This window comes from Acinetobacter sp. YH16040_T, assembly GCF_024605785.1.
Lineage (GTDB): Bacteria > Pseudomonadota > Gammaproteobacteria > Pseudomonadales > Moraxellaceae > Acinetobacter > Acinetobacter amyesii.
In genome coordinates, this window is record NZ_CP094541.1 from 430682 (window position 1) to 447036 (window position 16355).

Consider the following 16355-nt stretch of genomic DNA (forward strand, 5'->3'; position numbering starts at 1 on the left):
AATTAAAAGGTAATTGGAATATTTAATGCCAAGAAAAAACCACCTTAAAAGGTGGTTTTTTTATTCAAAGATAAAACTTAAAGCAAGCCTGGATTACCTTGAGCTGGATCAGTTGCACGAGCAGCTTGCGCATCCGCTACAGTTAAGCCTAATGCTTTTGCAACACCTTCACCATAAGCTGGATCACATGCGTAACAGTTACGGATATGACGATATTTGATGAAGTCGAGTGCATCGCCCATTGCGCCAGCAGTGTTATTAAACAATGCTTGTTTTTGTTCATCATTCATTAAGTTGAATAATGCACGTGGTTGACTGAAATAGTCGCTGTCATCTTCACGATAATCCCACAAGTCAGCATCACCAGTAATTTTCAATGGTGGTTCTTTGTATTGTGGTTGCTCTTGCCATTGGCTGAAGCTGTTTGGTTCATAATGCGGTGTTGCACCATAGTTACCATCCATACGGCCTTGACCATCACGACGGTTCGAGTGAACAGGGCAACGTGGTGCATTTACAGGAATTTGGTAATGGTTTACACCCACGCGATAACGTGCAGCATCAGCATAGTTGAATAAACGCGCTTGCAGCATACGGTCAGGTGAGAAGCTAATGCCCGGCACCAAGTTACTTGGTGCAAAAGCGGCTTGTTCAACATCTTGGAAATAGTTTTCAGGATTACGGTTGAGTTCGAATTCACCCACTTCAATCAACGGATAGTCGCCTTTAGGCCATACTTTGGTTAAATCAAATGGGTGATAAGGTACTTTTTCTGCATCAAGTTCAGGCATAATTTGAACGTACATTTTCCATTTTGGAAAATCGCCGCGTTCAATTGCATTGAACAGATCGGTTTGTGAGCTTTCACGGTCTTTGGCAATAATCGCTTCAGCTTCAGCATCGGTTAAGTTTTTAATGCCTTGTTGAGTGCGCATGTGGAATTTAACCCAGAAGCGTTCATTATTGGCATTAATAAAACTGAAAGTATGGCTACCAAAACCATGCATATGACGGTAACCATCTGGAATACCGCGGTCAGACATCACAATAGTAACTTGGTGTAGAGCTTCAGGAAGTAAAGTCCAGAAATCCCAGTTATTAGTTGCACTACGCTTATTGGTTTTAGGATCGCGTTTCACTGCTTTATTTAAGTCAGGGAATTTACGAGCATCACGTAGGAAGAAGACAGGGGTGTTATTACCAACTAAATCCCAGTTACCTTCTTCAGTATAGAATTTAAGGGCAAAACCACGAATATCGCGTTCTGCATCTGCAGCACCACGCTCACCCGCTACGGTAGAGAAACGAGCAAAAAGTTCAGTTTTTTTACCAACTTCTGAGAAAATTTTAGCGCGGGTATATTGGGTAATATCGTTAGTCACGGTAAACGTACCGAAAGCACCAGAACCTTTGGCATGCATACGACGCTCTGGAATTACTTCACGAACGAAATTACCGAGTTTTTCATTAAGCCATAGGTCTTGGGCAAGTAAAGGACCACGTGCACCTGCCGTCATACTGTTCTGATTATCTACAACAGGAGCACCAGCATCAGTTGTTAGGTGGGTGACAGGACATTTTTTAACGTCGTCGCTCATTGAGTATCTCCATTATTATAATCATGTATTAAAGTTGGGAGTTATAACCTTTCAATTGATAACACGCTCAACAGCACATGACCTTAACCGTTTTGTTAATTCATTTTAAAGTGACAATGTGACAACAGTTTTTCTCTCATTCTAAAATTTTTCAAGCAGCAATCAATCGAAGAGAAGTCATAAAACTGTAGCCGTTAAAAGCTTAAAAATCTTTATATACTTATTGACTCTAAAGCTTTCTGTGGTTTTTGACAAATGGAAAAATAGTTTTGAATAAATGGTTAATTCGATGAATCAAGTTATTGAATTTATATTATTTATTTATATATTTTGTTTTAATATTTTATCGATGAATTAAACTCAAATATATCGCTATGATAGGTAGAATAGGACGAAATATCTAAATCCATATTTCTATTATGGATTTTGGCCTTAATATAGGTTTTTTAGCTGATTCTAGTTAATGAAAGACATTTTATGTTGTTAATATTGCAGAGATTTTCAACATTAAAGACATTATTTAATACTTAAAATAAGCTAAAAATACAGCTGAAGAAATATTGGCAAGTGGTCTAAGTTGTTTTAGAAAATTGTAAATAAATTCTTTATGGGGTGATGCTAGTTGTTACAGCTATCTTTATTGTTGTCAGGTCAGGTGTTGTCACTCCAGCGTGAATCGATTCTTATATCATATCAACATACTAGGCAACCTTACGTGATCGCATATCGTAGTTGAGGGGGTTAATGGCGAACCCATTTTGACCTCGGGATATATTTTACTGCCAAAAGGATAAGCACTTAAACAAGGCTGGACCGTATTGGCATGAGCACATGGCACGACTGTGTGGCTGATACAAGTGCTCCTTCAAGTGATTATACAATGGGCCTGTGTATAGTTTGCAACTAGTCATAGATGGTGCAATCGACAGTTGTTTGAGGCATGGCTATGTAGTGGTTACAACAGATTATCAAGGACTAGGTAAGCCAAAACAGCACCCTTATATGAATGTAGGCAGTTAAGTTTATAATTTGGTGGATTCTGTACATGCACTGCATTCTTGGAAGCCGAAGCAATTTAATAAAGACTGGATGGTGATGGGGGCATAGTCAAGGTGGTGCAGCTGCTATTGCGGTTGCAGCTCAGGGACAAAAAGATGCGCTTGAATTGAATCTTAAAGCTGCAATACCCTTGGCACCGGGTGGTTATCAATATGAATGTATTGCTGAATACGTAGAAACCAATCCAAATCCAGATACCAACGTAGCGGCATTTTTCCCAATCCTGTTGTTGGGAGCAGCCGAAGCAGATCGATCAATGTAGATCAACAGGTTAGTCCAGATATGCAGTCTTTACTAAATCAGGCCCGTAAACGTTGTTTATCAGAAATAAAAAAATTAGTTAAAATAAGCACCTCAGCCAATCTTTTAAAAAATTCAGACTTAAGGCCATCCCCAAGCTATTTAAAACGGCAGTCGATTGAATATATGACCCTAACCGTAACACTGATGTTTGTTTAAGGCGCCGCAGACCATTTGTCGATCACCTTGGTACTCAAAGTTATTACCAAAAAGTGTGCAAATAAAAATTGCCAGTAGTCTATCAGGCGATCCCAAATGGCTATCATCGTGGTGCATTAGGCCATAGTCCAAAATATACGGCTGAATTTTTAAAGAGCTTACAACTGGCCAGCATTGCAAAGGCGTATAAATGAGACAAGTAAGCTGGCAATAAAAGCTTAACTTCTAAAGCACTTTTATTGACGGATGAAACAAGTGATGAATGATTTTCTTCTACCGTAAAAATGAATTTCCTAAATATCTAAAATAACTGGTTTAAGAGCCGATTTTTTGTAAATAACATGACTTTATTTTATTCACCGATGCATTTGAAACATCATTAGACTTGTCCGCGAAGTCTAATCGCGCAACATATGAATTATATCTCGCTTTAATTCATCCCACTCCCCAAAATCAGGCTCAATCAATAAAGTTTGCGACACAAAGCCATAACACACCCGCTGCATATTTAAAGCCATCTGTTTGAGCTGTTCATCATCCTGTATAAATGGCTCAAGCATACTGCGCCACATTTGCACCATCATGGCATAACTCTTACGGTAACTTTCAATATCTGAAATCTGCCGTTCTAACAAAAACACCTGTGACCATAAAAACTGCTGTGCTTGAATTTGCTCAATTTGAAAATGAATAATTCGCTCTAAATAAGTCTGAAACTTCAAATCTGTGGATAACTTGATCAAGCTATGTGCATAACTTTTTAAGCTTTCCGCATTGTGTTTCACATGTAAATGAATGGTTAGCGCAATCAAATCTTCCTTTTTAGAAAAATATTCATAGAACGTTCCCAAGCCCACGCCTGCAAGGTCGGTAATTTCCCGAATGGTAATTTGGCTGGCAGGACGCTCATGCAAAAGCCGAACAAAACTGTCCTGTAAGGCTTCTTGCGTCAGTTTGGCACGTGATTGACGTGGCTTACGCCGTATTTGAATGGCTGAATGCTTCATATTTTTAAGCGCGGAAAACCGAACGTCTATGCTTTAAATTTTCTCTATACTGAAATGAAAAGCCAACAAGAACAAGCGGAAAATATAGACGATGAATACATTAGAACAGACATGGATGACGCATCAAATCAGCAACCAATTTGATGAACTGGAAAACTACAATCTATTTTCAAGTGATACGGTTTTACATGAAATCTTAAAGCGCTATGGCAGCCACGATCAGCCGATCTTATGCGAAATGGGCAAAGTCGCAGGTTCGAGTGAATACTTTCAGCATGGGGCTTTAGCCAACAAACATACCCCAATTTTACATGCCTTCGATGCTCGTGGTCGCCGTACTGACTTTATCGAATTTCATCCTTCATGGCATAAATGGATGGGACTCAACCGTCAGTTTGATACCCATGCGCATCCTTTTAATCAGCCTAACTCCAAGACTAAATGGGTGGAATGGGCAGCACGTTTTTATCTCGCAGGTCAGGTCGAGTGTGGCAATTTATGTCCGAACTCCATGACGCTGGGCAGTATTCCCTTAATTCAACGTGAACCTGAACTATGGGCGAAAATTGGCGAGAAACTATTATCGACGGAATATGATGAACGTGATGTACCCATCGCGAAGAAAAAGTCGATTTGGCTCGGTATGGGCATGACCGAAAAGCAGGGCGGTTCGGATGTACGCGCCAATGAAACCATTGCCGTGCCTATAGCAGAAACAGGACGAGGCAAGGCTTATTTGCTCACAGGGCATAAATGGTTTTTCTCTGCGCCGATGTGTGATGCGCATTTGGTGGTGGCAAAAACCGAACAAGATGGCTTGGCGTGTTTCTTTGTACCGCGTTGGTTGGAAGATGGCACGAAGAATAATATTCAGGTGCAACGCCTAAAAGAAAAAGTCGGTAACCGCAGTAATTCAAGCTCGGAAGTCGAATTCAAAAATGCGTGGGGCATTATGATTGGTGAGGCAGGGCGTGGCATTCCAACCATTATTGAAATGGCGAATTACACCCGTCTGACCTGTTCGGTCGGTTCGAGCGCCATGCTGCGTCAAGCTTTGGTGCAATGCATTGCCTATACCCGTCAGCGTCAGGCTTTTGGTAAACATTTGATTGATCAACCGCTTATGCGTGCAGTCTTGGCAGATTTGGCTTTAGAAAGTGAAGCAGCGACGCAGCTCAGTTTCCATTTGGCGCAGTGCTATGAATCGGATGATACTTTGTCTGTGGCATGGAAACGCATCATGACCCCAGCAGCTAAGTTTTGGATTTGTAAACGTGCAGTCGAACTAACTGGTGAGATGATGGAAGTCTTTGGTGGTAATGGCTATGTCGATAACGGCATCATGGCGCGCATTTTTAAAGAAGCACCTGTGAATACCATTTGGGAAGGTTCAGGCAATGTTATGTGCCTAGATGTGCTGCGCGCGATTGGGCGTGATCCTGAATCTATTGAGGTGCTGTTTAAAGATTTGGCCAGTACAGCAAGTACAGATGAAAGCTTGCAAACAGAATTGCAGGACTTGTTCAGGTTGTTCCATCAATCGCCTGAAGATTTACAATTTATGGGGCGCAGTTTGGTCAGTCGTTTAACGGTACTTGCACAAGCGGTGTTATTGAAACGCTATGCGCCTGATTATGTAGCAAATGGTTTTATTCAAAGCCGTTATAGCGCAAAACACGGGCAAGTGGTGGGCATGCTGGATGCTAAAAAGGTCGATGTAGAGCGAGTATTAGAACGGGCTTTTGCTAGCTAAATACAACGTATTTCCCTCTCTCAATGGGAGAGGGTTAGGGAGAGGGAAATAATGTGGCAAAGCAATTTTTTTATGGCCTTGGGGCTAACTACGCTGTATCAAAAAGCCATAGGAAAGTGCTTGAAAAAATCTAAAAATAGACCAATATATGCACTACAGCACGAGGGTGCTGTATAGGCAAAAAGGTGAATGCAAATGGCAAAGAAAAAAGTCCTGCCTGAAGTTGAAGTTCGCAACTTTGTGGCAAAACACATGAACGATTTTAACAAAAGCCAAACTTTTGTAGATCGAAAGAAAAATGCAAAACGCGGCTATGCAAAGCACAAAAAAGGGGGATATTCGAATGATTATCTCCCTTTTTATTTCAGTGTATTTTCTCAGTTTTTAGTCTACTAAATGATTCGGCTTCAACATCTGCTTAAACAAATTCCACATCATATTCCATACGTTTTGCTGTTTGCTTCGCAATCTCTAAGCCATGCAATTTGGCCACAATATAAAGCGATGCATGGATCCCCGAAGAAATCCCCGCAGCATCTAAGACTTCAACTTCGTTGAATAATAAGATACCAACGTTCATTCAGATGGTTCCATGCAGGATTTAAAGCATTGGTTTTGAGTTGAAATATTGAACATTAAAACACCGCTTATTTTGAAAATAAGTCTTCAAACATTTTGTTGAATGTGGATTTTTGTTGTGGTCTAGACGCTGTGCTTTGATGTTTTACGGCGTTATTAGGTTGCTGAAGTACGTGTTCCACCTGACTGGTCAATTGCTCAAACCAAGTGGAGTCAGTATGTTGCATGTGATTTAGCTGTTTGACGCGCTGTGCAGCCAGTACCGATGGATCATTTTTCCCTAAGCGGCGCTGCTGTGAAGCAGTAATTTCTATACCGAGTAAGGGGGGAATACGAGAGCGGCTGACCGGAGCTTTGGATTTTGTTGGCTTGGTTGGGCGTGTATTGACTTGTTGTGCTTGGGACGGTCTAGGTCGAGTTGAGGATGCTTTTTCAATCGGTGTGTCGTGTTGCAGCTCTAACATTTTTTGTTTGAGTTGTGGATGGATCTTTGTCATATAAAAGGCAATTGCGACAAAAGCCAGAAAAAATAAAAAATCCATCATCACCTCATTTTATTATTTTACATGAGTGTTCTTAAGCACTCACGATTCGGGTTGCCGATTTCACCATATCACCAAGACCATGAGTCTTGAAGTAGTACTCCATCATGCTTTTCACCATCAGTGGATTATTCATGCTCAAAGCACGATCCAAGAGCTCTTTTGCATCTGGCATCGGCACATGGCAGATGGCTTTACGGACTTTGAGAATGTTACTCGAACTCATCGATAGGGTGTTAAAGCCCATCGCCATCAGTAAAATAGCTGTGAGTGGATCACCGGCCATTTCTCCACAAATACTAATCGGCTTGTCGTATTTATGACATTCTTGCACCAAGCGAGTCAGCGCACGAAGTACGGCTGGGTGTGAGTGTGAATAGACATTGGCAACACGTGGGTTATTACGGTCAACCGCAAGTAAATATTGGGTTAAATCGTTTGATCCCACTGAGAAGAAGTCAACCAATTCAGCAAACTCATCGATCTGTAACAGCACACTCGGCACTTCGACCATGATGCCGATTTTTGGCTTGGTAATCTTCACCTGTTCTTCTTCTTGCACCGCTTGCCAGTCACGATCGAGCAAATACAACGCTTCTTCGACTTCGCTGACACTGGTCACCATCGGCAGCAATATATGCAAGTTGTTCAGGCCAATACTGGCTTTGAGCATGGCACGAATTTGGGCTGAAAAAATCTCAGGATGATCGAGGGTAAAGCGAATTCCACGCCAACCCAGTGCTGAGTTTTCTTCTTCAATCGAGAAATAAGGCAGGTCTTTATCTGCACCAATATCGAGGGTACGCATCACTACGGGTTTATTGGCAAAATGACTGAGCTGTTGACGATAAATAGCGCGCTGTTCTTCTTCACCAGGGAAGCGATCACGCAGCATAAACGGAATTTCAGAACGGTATAGACCGACACCTTTGGCGCCACGTTGTACACCGCGAACCACATCGATCATCAAGCCAGTATTTACAAACAATCGAACTGCAACACCGTCAGGGGTGATGGCATCTTTGGTTTCGTATTGCTTCAGATCTTTAGCAATTTGCTCTTCTTCTTTTTGAATCTCTTTATAACGTGTGCGTAAACGACGAGGTGGATTGATGAATACACGACCTTGATGTGCATCGACAATCATTTCGACATCATCGAGGGTATTAATTGGTAGTTCAGTCACACCGACTACGGTTGGAATACCGAGGGCACGTGCCACAATCACCATGTGTGAGTTCATGGCACCTTCAGTGGTTACAATCGCCGCTATTTTATCGACAGGGAGTTCAACCAAGGCAGCCGTAGAAATTTCCTCACCAATTAAAATGCTTTCATCGGTGATTTCACGGTGACTGGCATCTGCTTCTTGCAAAAAGGCCAAGATACGACGCCCTAGATCTTTTAAGTCTGAAACACGTTCGCGGAGATAGTCATCTTCCATCTGTGCAAAGAGCGCAATATGTTTATCAATAACAATGCGTACCGAACCTTGTGCCCAGTTACCGTCACGAATTTCACTTTTGATTTCCGCGGGGAGGGCATTGGCATCGAGCATCCGCAAGAACACGCTAAATAATGCCCGCTCTTCGGCCATGAGGGCATCTTGCATCTTTTCATCGAGAGACAAAATTTCTTGACGAACTGCGTCTATGGCATTGTCGAGTAATTCGAGTTCTTCACTGATGTCATCGGCTTCACGATCGGGGACTGAAGCCAAATCAGCAGGTGGATACAGGATGACTGCACGACCTAGCGCAATACCGCCTGAACCTGAAATACCTTGGAAAGTTTTATAGGCAGGGAGGTTGTTTGGTTTACGAAAGACTTCAATATTCCCGACGGCATGTGCATGGGCAATCACCCCTGAAAGTTGAGCGCACAGGGTCACGAGGAAAGATTCGGCAGCTTCGCTAAAGTCTTGAGGCTCTTTGTTTTGAACCACCAAGACGCCCATAACTTTACGGCGATACATCACCGGAACACCGAGGAAGGAATTGTAAATTTCTTCCCCCGTTTCTGGCAGATACATAAAGCGTTCGTGTTTGGGTGCATTGTCTAAGTTGACGATTTCTTCACGTTGTCCAACTAAGCCGACCAAACCCTCACTGGTATGCAAAGAGACATGCCCAACGGCTTCAGGGTTTAAACCCTTAGAAGCCATTAGTAAATAACGATGATTTCGTTCATCAAGCAAGTAGATTGAGCAGACATCCACATGCATGGCTTCGGCCACTTGATTGACCATAATGTCTAAAGATTCATGCAAACTGGCCGACGCATTAATCTCTTGGACTATGCGTCTTAAGGTATCCAGTTGCATGTTCGACATCGTGTCTGCTCCAAAATTTATTCTGCTTTATTTATAACAACACTCATCCTAAAAATCTGCATCCATTCTGCAAATTTTTACGGTTTTTGCGGAAGCTGATTGCACAGCTCCACCATGGCTTTACGATATACATCGCGTTTAAAATTCACCACTTGACCCAAAGGGTACCAATAGCTGACCCATTGCCATTGATCAAACTCTGGTGGGTCTGACAAATCCAGCTGAATATGCTGTGCCGAAGCCGTCAGTTTTAATAAAAACCACTTTTGTTTTTGACCAATACAAACGGGGTCTGAATCCGTACGTATATACCGATGTGGCAAACGATAGCGCAACCACCCTTGGGTTTGTGCTATCACCTGGACGTGTTGGGGCAGTAAGCCAACTTCTTCTCTCAGCTCACGGTAAAGTGCCTGTTCGGGGGTTTCTCCATGTTGGATACCTCCTTGTGGAAATTGCCAGGCATTGTGACCAATGCGCTTTGCCCATAAAACTTGTCCAATGTCGTTTGCCAAAATGATCCCGACGTTGGGTCGGAAACCTTCTGAATCGATCATTTGGCTACCTAAATATTGTGTAATTTATGACTTTGCTCACGGGGACGTTTATTTCTGTGTCCATCTCGAAAAAGCAAAGTGTAAAAATGTTAAAATTGTTATGATCTTAACGAATTTCTATCGACTAGCGGAGATAGATTTACAATTTTTTTCTTAAATTTCAGCTTTTACGAGTATTTTCATGAAATTGGCACTGTTTGACCTTGATCACACCTTATTAAATACCGACTCAGACCATTCTTGGGGGGAGTTTTTGGTCAATGAAGGCTTGGTTGATCCAATTCATCATCGTGCCATGAATGATAAATTTTATGATGATTATAAAAAAGGCCAGCTTGACCCGATTGCTTATAATGAATTTGTATTTGAGTTTTTAACTCAACATGACAATGCCTACTTAACTGAGTTACATCAGTTGTTTATGAAAAAAGTCATTCGTGCGCAAATGCGTCCAGAGGGCTTTGCTGCCATTCAGCGCCATCAAGATGCAGGGCATCAATTGGTCGGGATCACCGCAACGTCTGATTTTATTACCGCACCGATTTTTCGTGAATTTGGTATTACTGAAATCATTGCGACCAATGCCGAAGTTGTGGATGGTAAATATACGGGTAAAGTGATTAATACTCCGTGCTACCAAAAGGGCAAATTAGTTCGTTTGAATCAATGGTTAGAAGGTCGTGATGTGACAGAATCTTGGGCCTATTCAGATTCGATTAATGACCGCTTCCTATTGGAATATGCCGATCATGCCTTTGCAATTAACCCAGATGACCGTTTAGAAGTCCTTGCAAAAGAACAAGGTTGGGACATTCAAGACTGGTCAATTCAAGCCTAAAAATAGATATGATAAAAAAGCATCATTAGATGCTTTTTTATTTGACGTCCTTTTGATTAAACTTCAGCTCACTAATTTGAACTATCGCTCTATATGCAGACAGAAGCTTCTTTTAAACATTTAATTCAAATCTTTATAGGGCCACGTGCTCAATCTTATTTAAAGTTCATAGAACAACAAGGTGGGCAGAACAGTGGCCTGAGTTGGGCGGGGTTAATTTTTGGGCCCTATTGGTTACTCTATCGGAAGATGTATCGCTATTTCTTCTTATTCTTTGCGGTTGGTTTTTTGATTAGTATGTTGGCACTCATCATCGGAGTGCCTGATCAAGTCTTGATGGGGCTAGCATTGATTCCTAACCTCATACTCGCTGGCATCGGAAAGCGGCTTTATAGCGATTTTGCGGTGCAAAAGACCAAAGCCTATATGCAGCAGCCGAAATATAGTGAGCAGGTGTTTGCTGAAGAAGGCGGAGTGAACTGGGGGCTGCCTTTGTTGTTGGTATTTATTCAATCGGTAGTGATGATTATGCTCAGTTTGCCTTTTATTCAATTTTCACCGCTGTAGAATTCTGTAATTGAGTGCGTGTCCGTTCCGTATTATATCCTTAAAACAGAATAATTTTGTATCCATAAACAATAAGTTTTAACACGGAGAATGACAATGAGTGTACGTCCACGCATGACTCATCTATTTGAACAACTGGGTTTAGATTCGAGTGAAGACGCGATTGCTTTATTTATCGTGACGCATCAACTCAGTGCCCAAACTAAAATTACCGAAGCAGACTATTGGACAGATGCTCAGCGTCAGTTCTTGGCCGAAAAAATTAAGTCAGATGGTGAATGGGCGATTATTGTCGATCAATTGAATGAATCATTACATGAAGATTCGTTGACGAAGTAAAACTGACGGGTCTTCCTTGGTTTTTTTAATGGGATCGGCTGAAATAGGCGATCCCATTTTTAATGCAAAATAAATTTAAGCGACCATTCAACATATAGAAAATCATTCGCTTTTTCTAAATGCTCAAACAGATCACTAAAAAAAGCCACCATAGCGGTGGCTTGATTAATAATTGAATTTTGTAGGCAAAAAATGAATTAGATGTGTTTCATCAATTCAACCAGTTTTTGTGCAGCAAGTGATTGAGTACGGCCTGGATGCCATACCATCCCCAATTGACGATTCATGTTTGAAGGTAAATTCAATTGTTTTAAATCTTGGTTCAATAATGTTTTAGGAAGGACTGACCAACCGAGACCAATGGAAACCAACATGCGAATCGACTCAAGTGAGTTATTGCTCATGGTGACTTTTGGCTTCAGGCCATACTTTTCAAACTCAGCCAAGGTAATTTGACTGGTATAGGTTTGCGCCGCAGGCAATAGACTTGGGTATTGGATCAAATCTTCTAAGGTTAAATGCTCAACTTGCGCCAAAGGATGGAAAGGTGCAACCACGAATACCAGTGGATCATTCCATGTCGTGATGTATTTTAAACGGCTGTCACCTTGTGGTGGTAAAGTCAAAAATGCCAACTCTAAGTCGCCAGCCAAAACTTGCTCATGGGCTTGTTCAGAATCAACAAAGTGTACATCTAAGGTCACTTCTGGAAACTGTTGTACATATTGACGCAAATGCGCCGGTAAATGGTGTAAGCCGATATGATGGCTGGTGCCAATTTTCAGTTTACCTTGAACCTGACCTTGCTCATGGCTGAGCGTATGGTGAATATCACCCAATTCATTCAGCCAGCTTTTTACTTTTGGCAAGAGAGAGTTTGCTGCATGCGTCGCTTGAACACCACGACCCGCGGATTCAAAAAGTTTGACACCGAAGTATTCTTCTAAACTGTGAATACGCTTGGTCACAGCAGGTTGCGTAATGAAGAGCTGATCTGCTGCCAAGGAGATCGAACCAGTTTCCATGACTTTTACAAAGGCTTCAAAGGCTGCGAGATTCATCTTCATTCCTATAAAGAATTTTTATGCGTAGTCTCATTGTTATAATATTTTAAGAATAAATCAAAGGAAAAGTTGTATCTTTTGATTTAAAACTAGGCGTTCAAGCCAGATGACGCTTTAAATCTGAGGGGATTTTCAGGGTTCAATAGTGTTATTTGAGTACTTGGTCACTGCATGATTTAAGATTGGGCTGTGACATTTTCAGCTCAAATGCGTTGTTACAAAGTTGTTTTTTAAACCGAAACCAGAGTTATGCATAATATAAAAAATACACGGCTGGAAAGTACGTCAACCGTTTAAATTAAAGAGGAGCGATGGCGTTTCTTTTTAACTCGGCATTGAACTAAAACAAAAAATGAACTCAAGTTTTGATGGCTTGGGGGACATACTTTCATTGAATAATTAAAGCAACAGGTACAGTCAAGGCGGCATCGATTAGCAATGTTGTACCTCACAGGGAGAAGGCGATGGATATTAAACACATTAAAAATTTATTGGATATTTTTGAAGGGACAGTCGAAAAGCGCTGTGCGATATATGAAATCGCAGATGATGAAGACGACGAAAACCGTGCAGCTGCCGAGTGTAATGCGGCAAAAAACAAACTAATTCTTGCGATAGAACAATTGGTTGAGGCGCATGATCAGCTGGCCTTACAGCAAAAAACCAAGCTTTGATGTTCTGTCTACAATTGAATCTATAGGATGAAATGAATAGAAAGTTAAAGTGGATAGAATAAAAGAACGTTTAAAGGTCATAAAAAAACCACCGTGATGGTGGTTTTTTTACAAGGAGCAGGGTTGGATTAAGCGGGGATATTTTCCTCTGCTGCTTTATCTTTCTTTTCCCATGCTTTTTCGTGGAAGAAAAAAGCAACCGCTTGAACAGTTGGTTCAAGTAAACTTAAGGTAATGGCCATTGCAATACTGCCTGTCACGTAATAACCAACCAACATCGCAACCGTGATATGCATGATGTAATAGCTCAAGGTTTTTTTGAACATGCGCTGATTATTTTCGACGAACTTGTTAATGTGTGCCATGAGAATGCTCCTTGTTAAATTGATAAATCTTGGTAATGAGTTAATAATAATGATTCTTATTTGCAATGTAAAAGAGAAAATTCGATTTATGATCATTGAATTTTTAAATTACTGCTTAAAAATGGCAGACAGTGAACAAAAAAGTCGGAGAGAATTCTAAAGTTTCATCTGCTGAAAGTATTGAAGTGAGCGTGTTTTAAACGCATTAATGGTCTTTAAAATGTAGCGGAAATCAGCAGTTAAATATCATTCCTATAAGTTTTTAAACTAATAAAAATGATAAATTAGATTTATGTGAATACGTGGTTATAATCGATTTAACGAAAGAATTTACCCAGTCCAGTGGAGCAAATCGACATGGCAGGCGAAACCCAAAAAGCGGAAACCCAAATAAAAAAAACCTTGTATGACAAATTGTGGGATGACCATCTAGTAAAACAGCGAGATGATGGCTCTTCATTATTGTATATCGACCGTCATTTATTGCATGAAGTGACTTCTCCACAAGCCTTTGAAGGGCTACAACTTGCAGGTCGTAAACCGTGGCGTTTAAGCGCTAATGTTGCAACGCCAGACCATAACGTACCTACGTCTACTAAGGAGCGTGCTGAAGGTATTGCAGGTATTGAAGATGATACCTCACGTATCCAAGTGCAAACTTTAGATGACAACTGTAAAACTTTTGATGTTGCCCAGTTTGACATCAACGATGTACGTCAAGGTATTGCGCACGTGGTGGGGCCTGAACAAGGTTTAACCTTGCCCGGTATGACCGTGGTATGTGGTGACTCACATACTGCAACGCATGGTGCATTTGGTTGCTTGGCTCATGGTATCGGCACATCGGAAGTTGAACACGTATTGGCGACTCAATGCTTAGTTCAAAAGAAAATGAAGAATATGTTGGTGCGTGTTGATGGTCAATTGGGTCAAGGCGTAACTCCTAAAGACGTGGTTTTAGCGATTATCGGAAAAATCGGTACGGCGGGTGGTACAGGTCACGCGATTGAATTTGGTGGTCAAGTGTTCCGTGATATGTCGATCGAAGGTCGTATGACGGTATGTAACATGGCGATCGAAGGTGGCGCGCGCGTGGGTATGGTGGCTGTCGATGACAAAACCATTGCCTATGTGAAAGACCGTCCGTATGCACCGAAGGGCGAACAGTGGGACGCTGCAGTAGAGTATTGGAATACTTTAGTGTCTGATGAAGGTGCGCATTTTGATACTGTTGTGGTATTGCAAGGTGAAGATATTGAGCCACAAGTGTCTTGGGGGACTTCTCCTGAGATGGTGATTCCTGTATCTCAAGCAGTGCCAACTTTAGAACAAGCCAAAGATGACGTACAGCGTAATGACTGGACACGTGCATACAACTATATGGGCTTAGAAGCGGGTCAAGCTTTGGCAGATATCCAATTAGACCGTGTATTCATTGGTTCATGTACCAACTCACGCATCGAAGATATTCGTGCAGCGGCTGAAGTGGCCAAAGGCAAAAAAGTGGCGGCATCGATTAAACAAGCCATGGTGGTACCGGGTTCAGGTTTAGTCAAAGCACAAGCAGAAGCAGAAGGCTTAGATAAAATCTTAATCGAAGCAGGCTTTGAATGGCGTGAGCCGGGTTGTTCAATGTGCTTGGCAATGAATGCTGACAAATTGCAACCGGGTGAGCACTGTGCATCGACGTCTAACCGTAACTTCGAAGGTCGTCAAGGTAATGGTGGTCGTACACATTTGGTGAGTCCAGCAATGGCAGCAGCTGCAGCAATTGCTGGTCACTTTGTGGATGTGCGTACATTCTAGTTTAAGCCCTCATCCCAACCTTCTCCCTGAGGGAGAAGGAGTTCCCTCTCCTTTTAGGAGAGGGTTAGGGAGAGGTCACGGATTCAGTGAGAAATAAACATGAAAAAATATACCGTTGAACAAGGTATCGTTGCACCATTAGACCGTGCCAATGTTGATACAGATTTAATTATTCCAAAACAGTTTTTGAAATCTATTAAGCGTACAGGCTTCGGAGCCAACTTATTTGATGAGTTGCGCTATTTGGATGAAGGCTATTTAGGTCAGGACATTTCAAAACGTCCGATTAACCCCGATTTCGAATTGAACAAACCGCGTTATCAAGGTGCGTCGATTTTGATCTCTCGTGCAAACTTTGGTTGTGGTTCGAGCCGTGAGCATGCGCCTTGGGCATTAGAAGAATATGGTTTCCGTACTGTCATTGCACCAAGCTATGCGGATATTTTCTTTAATAACAGCTTTAAAAATGGCATGTTGCCAGTGATCTTGTCTGAAGAGATCGTAGATCAGTTATTTAAAGAATGTGCTGCATCTGAAGGCTATCAATTAACCATTGATTTGGCTGCGCAAGAAGTACGTACACCGAGTGGTGAAGCATTTACATTTGAAGTCGATCCATTCCGTAAACACTGCCTATTGAATGGCTTGGATGATATCGGTTTAACCTTACAAGCAGCCGATGATATTCGCGCTTATGAAGAAAAAACCAAAGCATCTCGCCCTTGGGTATTTGCAGAAATTAAAGCTTAAGTCAGTGTCACTGTAGAACTTCTTAGTAGTCAGTCGGCTTAAGTCTTGTTAATATCAGGCGAAACA

Annotated in this window: 18 protein-coding genes; 10 read left to right on the forward strand and 8 right to left on the reverse strand. The window is 41.6% G+C overall.

From position 1 onward, the window contains the following. Positions 1 to 77: 77 nt before the first annotated feature. The gene (locus MST16_RS02050; protein WP_111884100.1) at positions 78 to 1598 is read right to left on the reverse strand and encodes a catalase; all 1521 of its coding nucleotides are present in this window, start codon (positions 1596 to 1598) and stop codon (positions 78 to 80) included. A gap of 1165 nt (positions 1599 to 2763) precedes the next feature. On the opposite strand from MST16_RS02050, the gene MST16_RS02055 reads away from it, so the two are divergent. After that, positions 2764 to 2919, forward strand: coding sequence for a hypothetical protein (locus MST16_RS02055; protein ID WP_180010165.1), 156 nt, complete (start codon positions 2764 to 2766; stop codon positions 2917 to 2919). A 265-nt stretch (positions 2920 to 3184) separates the two neighbouring features. Further along, complete coding sequence (locus MST16_RS02060; protein ID WP_257223144.1) at positions 3185 to 3310, forward strand: hypothetical protein; 126 nt, start codon at positions 3185 to 3187, stop codon at positions 3308 to 3310. A gap of 204 nt (positions 3311 to 3514) precedes the next feature. On the opposite strand, the gene MST16_RS02065 is transcribed toward MST16_RS02060, so the two are convergent. Next, positions 3515 to 4123, reverse strand: coding sequence for a TetR/AcrR family transcriptional regulator (locus MST16_RS02065; protein ID WP_180002945.1), 609 nt, complete (start codon positions 4121 to 4123; stop codon positions 3515 to 3517). Positions 4124 to 4214: 91 nt separating this feature from the next. Here MST16_RS02065 and MST16_RS02070 point away from each other — a divergent pair, with 91 nt between their 5' ends. Together MST16_RS02070 and MST16_RS02075 are read left to right on the forward strand one after the other, a co-directional pair. After that, positions 4215 to 5876 (forward strand): acyl-CoA dehydrogenase family protein, encoded by a 1662-nt coding sequence (locus tag MST16_RS02070; protein WP_180010166.1) that lies wholly within the window; start codon positions 4215 to 4217, stop codon positions 5874 to 5876. Positions 5877 to 6071: 195 nt separating this feature from the next. Next, complete coding sequence (locus MST16_RS02075) at positions 6072 to 6272, forward strand: hypothetical protein (protein WP_067764150.1); 201 nt, start codon at positions 6072 to 6074, stop codon at positions 6270 to 6272. Between the two features lie 22 nt (positions 6273 to 6294). Here MST16_RS02075 and MST16_RS02080 read toward each other — a convergent pair whose 3' ends face one another. The 4 genes from MST16_RS02080 to MST16_RS02095 all read right to left on the reverse strand — a co-directional run bounded on the left by MST16_RS02080 (position 6295) and on the right by MST16_RS02095 (position 9886). Further along, complete coding sequence (locus MST16_RS02080) at positions 6295 to 6456, reverse strand: hypothetical protein (RefSeq protein WP_180010167.1); 162 nt, start codon at positions 6454 to 6456, stop codon at positions 6295 to 6297. Between the two features lie 67 nt (positions 6457 to 6523). After that, entirely contained in the window at positions 6524 to 6952 is a 429-nt protein-coding gene (locus MST16_RS02085) for a hypothetical protein (RefSeq protein WP_180010163.1), read from the reverse strand. Between the two features lie 79 nt (positions 6953 to 7031). Then, the gene (gene ptsP, locus MST16_RS02090; protein ID WP_180005299.1) at positions 7032 to 9329 is read right to left on the reverse strand and encodes a phosphoenolpyruvate--protein phosphotransferase; all 2298 of its coding nucleotides are present in this window, start codon (positions 9327 to 9329) and stop codon (positions 7032 to 7034) included. A 77-nt stretch (positions 9330 to 9406) separates the two neighbouring features. Continuing rightward, a complete protein-coding gene (locus tag MST16_RS02095; RefSeq protein WP_180010168.1) occupies positions 9407 to 9886 on the reverse strand; it encodes an RNA pyrophosphohydrolase in 480 nt (159 codons plus the stop codon). Between the two features lie 181 nt (positions 9887 to 10067). On the opposite strand from MST16_RS02095, the gene MST16_RS02100 reads away from it, so the two are divergent. The 3 genes from MST16_RS02100 to MST16_RS02110 all read left to right on the forward strand — a co-directional run bounded on the left by MST16_RS02100 (position 10068) and on the right by MST16_RS02110 (position 11630). Next, positions 10068 to 10724 carry an HAD family phosphatase gene (locus tag MST16_RS02100; RefSeq protein ID WP_078189728.1) on the forward strand — a complete coding sequence of 219 codons (657 nt, stop codon included), beginning with the start codon at positions 10068 to 10070 and terminating at the stop codon, positions 10722 to 10724. A 93-nt stretch (positions 10725 to 10817) separates the two neighbouring features. Continuing rightward, entirely contained in the window at positions 10818 to 11291 is a 474-nt protein-coding gene (locus tag MST16_RS02105) for a DUF2628 domain-containing protein (RefSeq protein ID WP_168377917.1), read from the forward strand. Positions 11292 to 11387: 96 nt separating this feature from the next. Beyond that, positions 11388 to 11630, forward strand: a complete 243-nt coding sequence (locus tag MST16_RS02110) for a DUF2789 family protein (RefSeq protein ID WP_078189726.1) — start codon at positions 11388 to 11390, stop codon at positions 11628 to 11630. 197 nt (positions 11631 to 11827) lie between these two features. Here the strand turns inward: MST16_RS02110 and MST16_RS02115 are convergent, their stop codons facing one another. Further along, positions 11828 to 12691 carry a LysR family transcriptional regulator gene (locus MST16_RS02115; protein WP_078189725.1) on the reverse strand — a complete coding sequence of 288 codons (864 nt, stop codon included), beginning with the start codon at positions 12689 to 12691 and terminating at the stop codon, positions 11828 to 11830. Between the two features lie 467 nt (positions 12692 to 13158). Here MST16_RS02115 and MST16_RS02120 point away from each other — a divergent pair, with 467 nt between their 5' ends. Further along, positions 13159 to 13368: a hypothetical protein gene (locus MST16_RS02120; protein ID WP_180024477.1), complete on the forward strand. Its 210-nt coding sequence runs from the start codon at positions 13159 to 13161 to the stop codon at positions 13366 to 13368. A gap of 128 nt (positions 13369 to 13496) precedes the next feature. Here MST16_RS02120 and MST16_RS02125 read toward each other — a convergent pair whose 3' ends face one another. Next, positions 13497 to 13733: a DUF2061 domain-containing protein gene (locus MST16_RS02125; RefSeq protein ID WP_078189723.1), complete on the reverse strand. Its 237-nt coding sequence runs from the start codon at positions 13731 to 13733 to the stop codon at positions 13497 to 13499. Positions 13734 to 14090: 357 nt separating this feature from the next. On the opposite strand from MST16_RS02125, the gene leuC reads away from it, so the two are divergent. Both leuC and leuD read left to right on the forward strand, forming a co-directional pair. Continuing rightward, the gene (gene leuC, locus MST16_RS02130; RefSeq protein ID WP_180010169.1) at positions 14091 to 15539 is read left to right on the forward strand and encodes a 3-isopropylmalate dehydratase large subunit; all 1449 of its coding nucleotides are present in this window, start codon (positions 14091 to 14093) and stop codon (positions 15537 to 15539) included. 99 nt (positions 15540 to 15638) lie between these two features. Continuing rightward, positions 15639 to 16289 carry a 3-isopropylmalate dehydratase small subunit gene (gene leuD, locus MST16_RS02135; RefSeq protein WP_078189721.1) on the forward strand — a complete coding sequence of 217 codons (651 nt, stop codon included), beginning with the start codon at positions 15639 to 15641 and terminating at the stop codon, positions 16287 to 16289. Positions 16290 to 16355 lie beyond the last annotated feature (66 nt).

Coding starts and splice junctions, on each gene's coding strand:
- MST16_RS02050 (WP_111884100.1), bottom strand. CDS start 1,598: ATGAGCGACGACGTTAAAAAATGTCCTGTCACCCACCTAACAACTGAT.
- MST16_RS02065 (WP_180002945.1), bottom strand. CDS start 4,123: ATGAAGCATTCAGCCATTCAAATACGGCGTAAGCCACGTCAATCACGT.
- MST16_RS02070 (WP_180010166.1), top strand. CDS start 4,215: ATGAATACATTAGAACAGACATGGATGACGCATCAAATCAGCAACCAA.
- MST16_RS02075 (WP_067764150.1), top strand. CDS start 6,072: ATGGCAAAGAAAAAAGTCCTGCCTGAAGTTGAAGTTCGCAACTTTGTG.
- MST16_RS02080 (WP_180010167.1), bottom strand. CDS start 6,456: ATGAACGTTGGTATCTTATTATTCAACGAAGTTGAAGTCTTAGATGCT.
- MST16_RS02085 (WP_180010163.1), bottom strand. CDS start 6,952: ATGACAAAGATCCATCCACAACTCAAACAAAAAATGTTAGAGCTGCAA.
- ptsP (WP_180005299.1), bottom strand. CDS start 9,329: ATGTCGAACATGCAACTGGATACCTTAAGACGCATAGTCCAAGAGATT.
- MST16_RS02095 (WP_180010168.1), bottom strand. CDS start 9,886: ATGATCGATTCAGAAGGTTTCCGACCCAACGTCGGGATCATTTTGGCA.
- MST16_RS02100 (WP_078189728.1), top strand. CDS start 10,068: ATGAAATTGGCACTGTTTGACCTTGATCACACCTTATTAAATACCGAC.
- MST16_RS02105 (WP_168377917.1), top strand. CDS start 10,818: ATGCAGACAGAAGCTTCTTTTAAACATTTAATTCAAATCTTTATAGGG.
- MST16_RS02110 (WP_078189726.1), top strand. CDS start 11,388: ATGAGTGTACGTCCACGCATGACTCATCTATTTGAACAACTGGGTTTA.
- MST16_RS02115 (WP_078189725.1), bottom strand. CDS start 12,691: ATGAATCTCGCAGCCTTTGAAGCCTTTGTAAAAGTCATGGAAACTGGT.
- MST16_RS02120 (WP_180024477.1), top strand. CDS start 13,159: ATGGATATTAAACACATTAAAAATTTATTGGATATTTTTGAAGGGACA.
- MST16_RS02125 (WP_078189723.1), bottom strand. CDS start 13,733: ATGGCACACATTAACAAGTTCGTCGAAAATAATCAGCGCATGTTCAAA.
- leuC (WP_180010169.1), top strand. CDS start 14,091: ATGGCAGGCGAAACCCAAAAAGCGGAAACCCAAATAAAAAAAACCTTG.
- leuD (WP_078189721.1), top strand. CDS start 15,639: ATGAAAAAATATACCGTTGAACAAGGTATCGTTGCACCATTAGACCGT.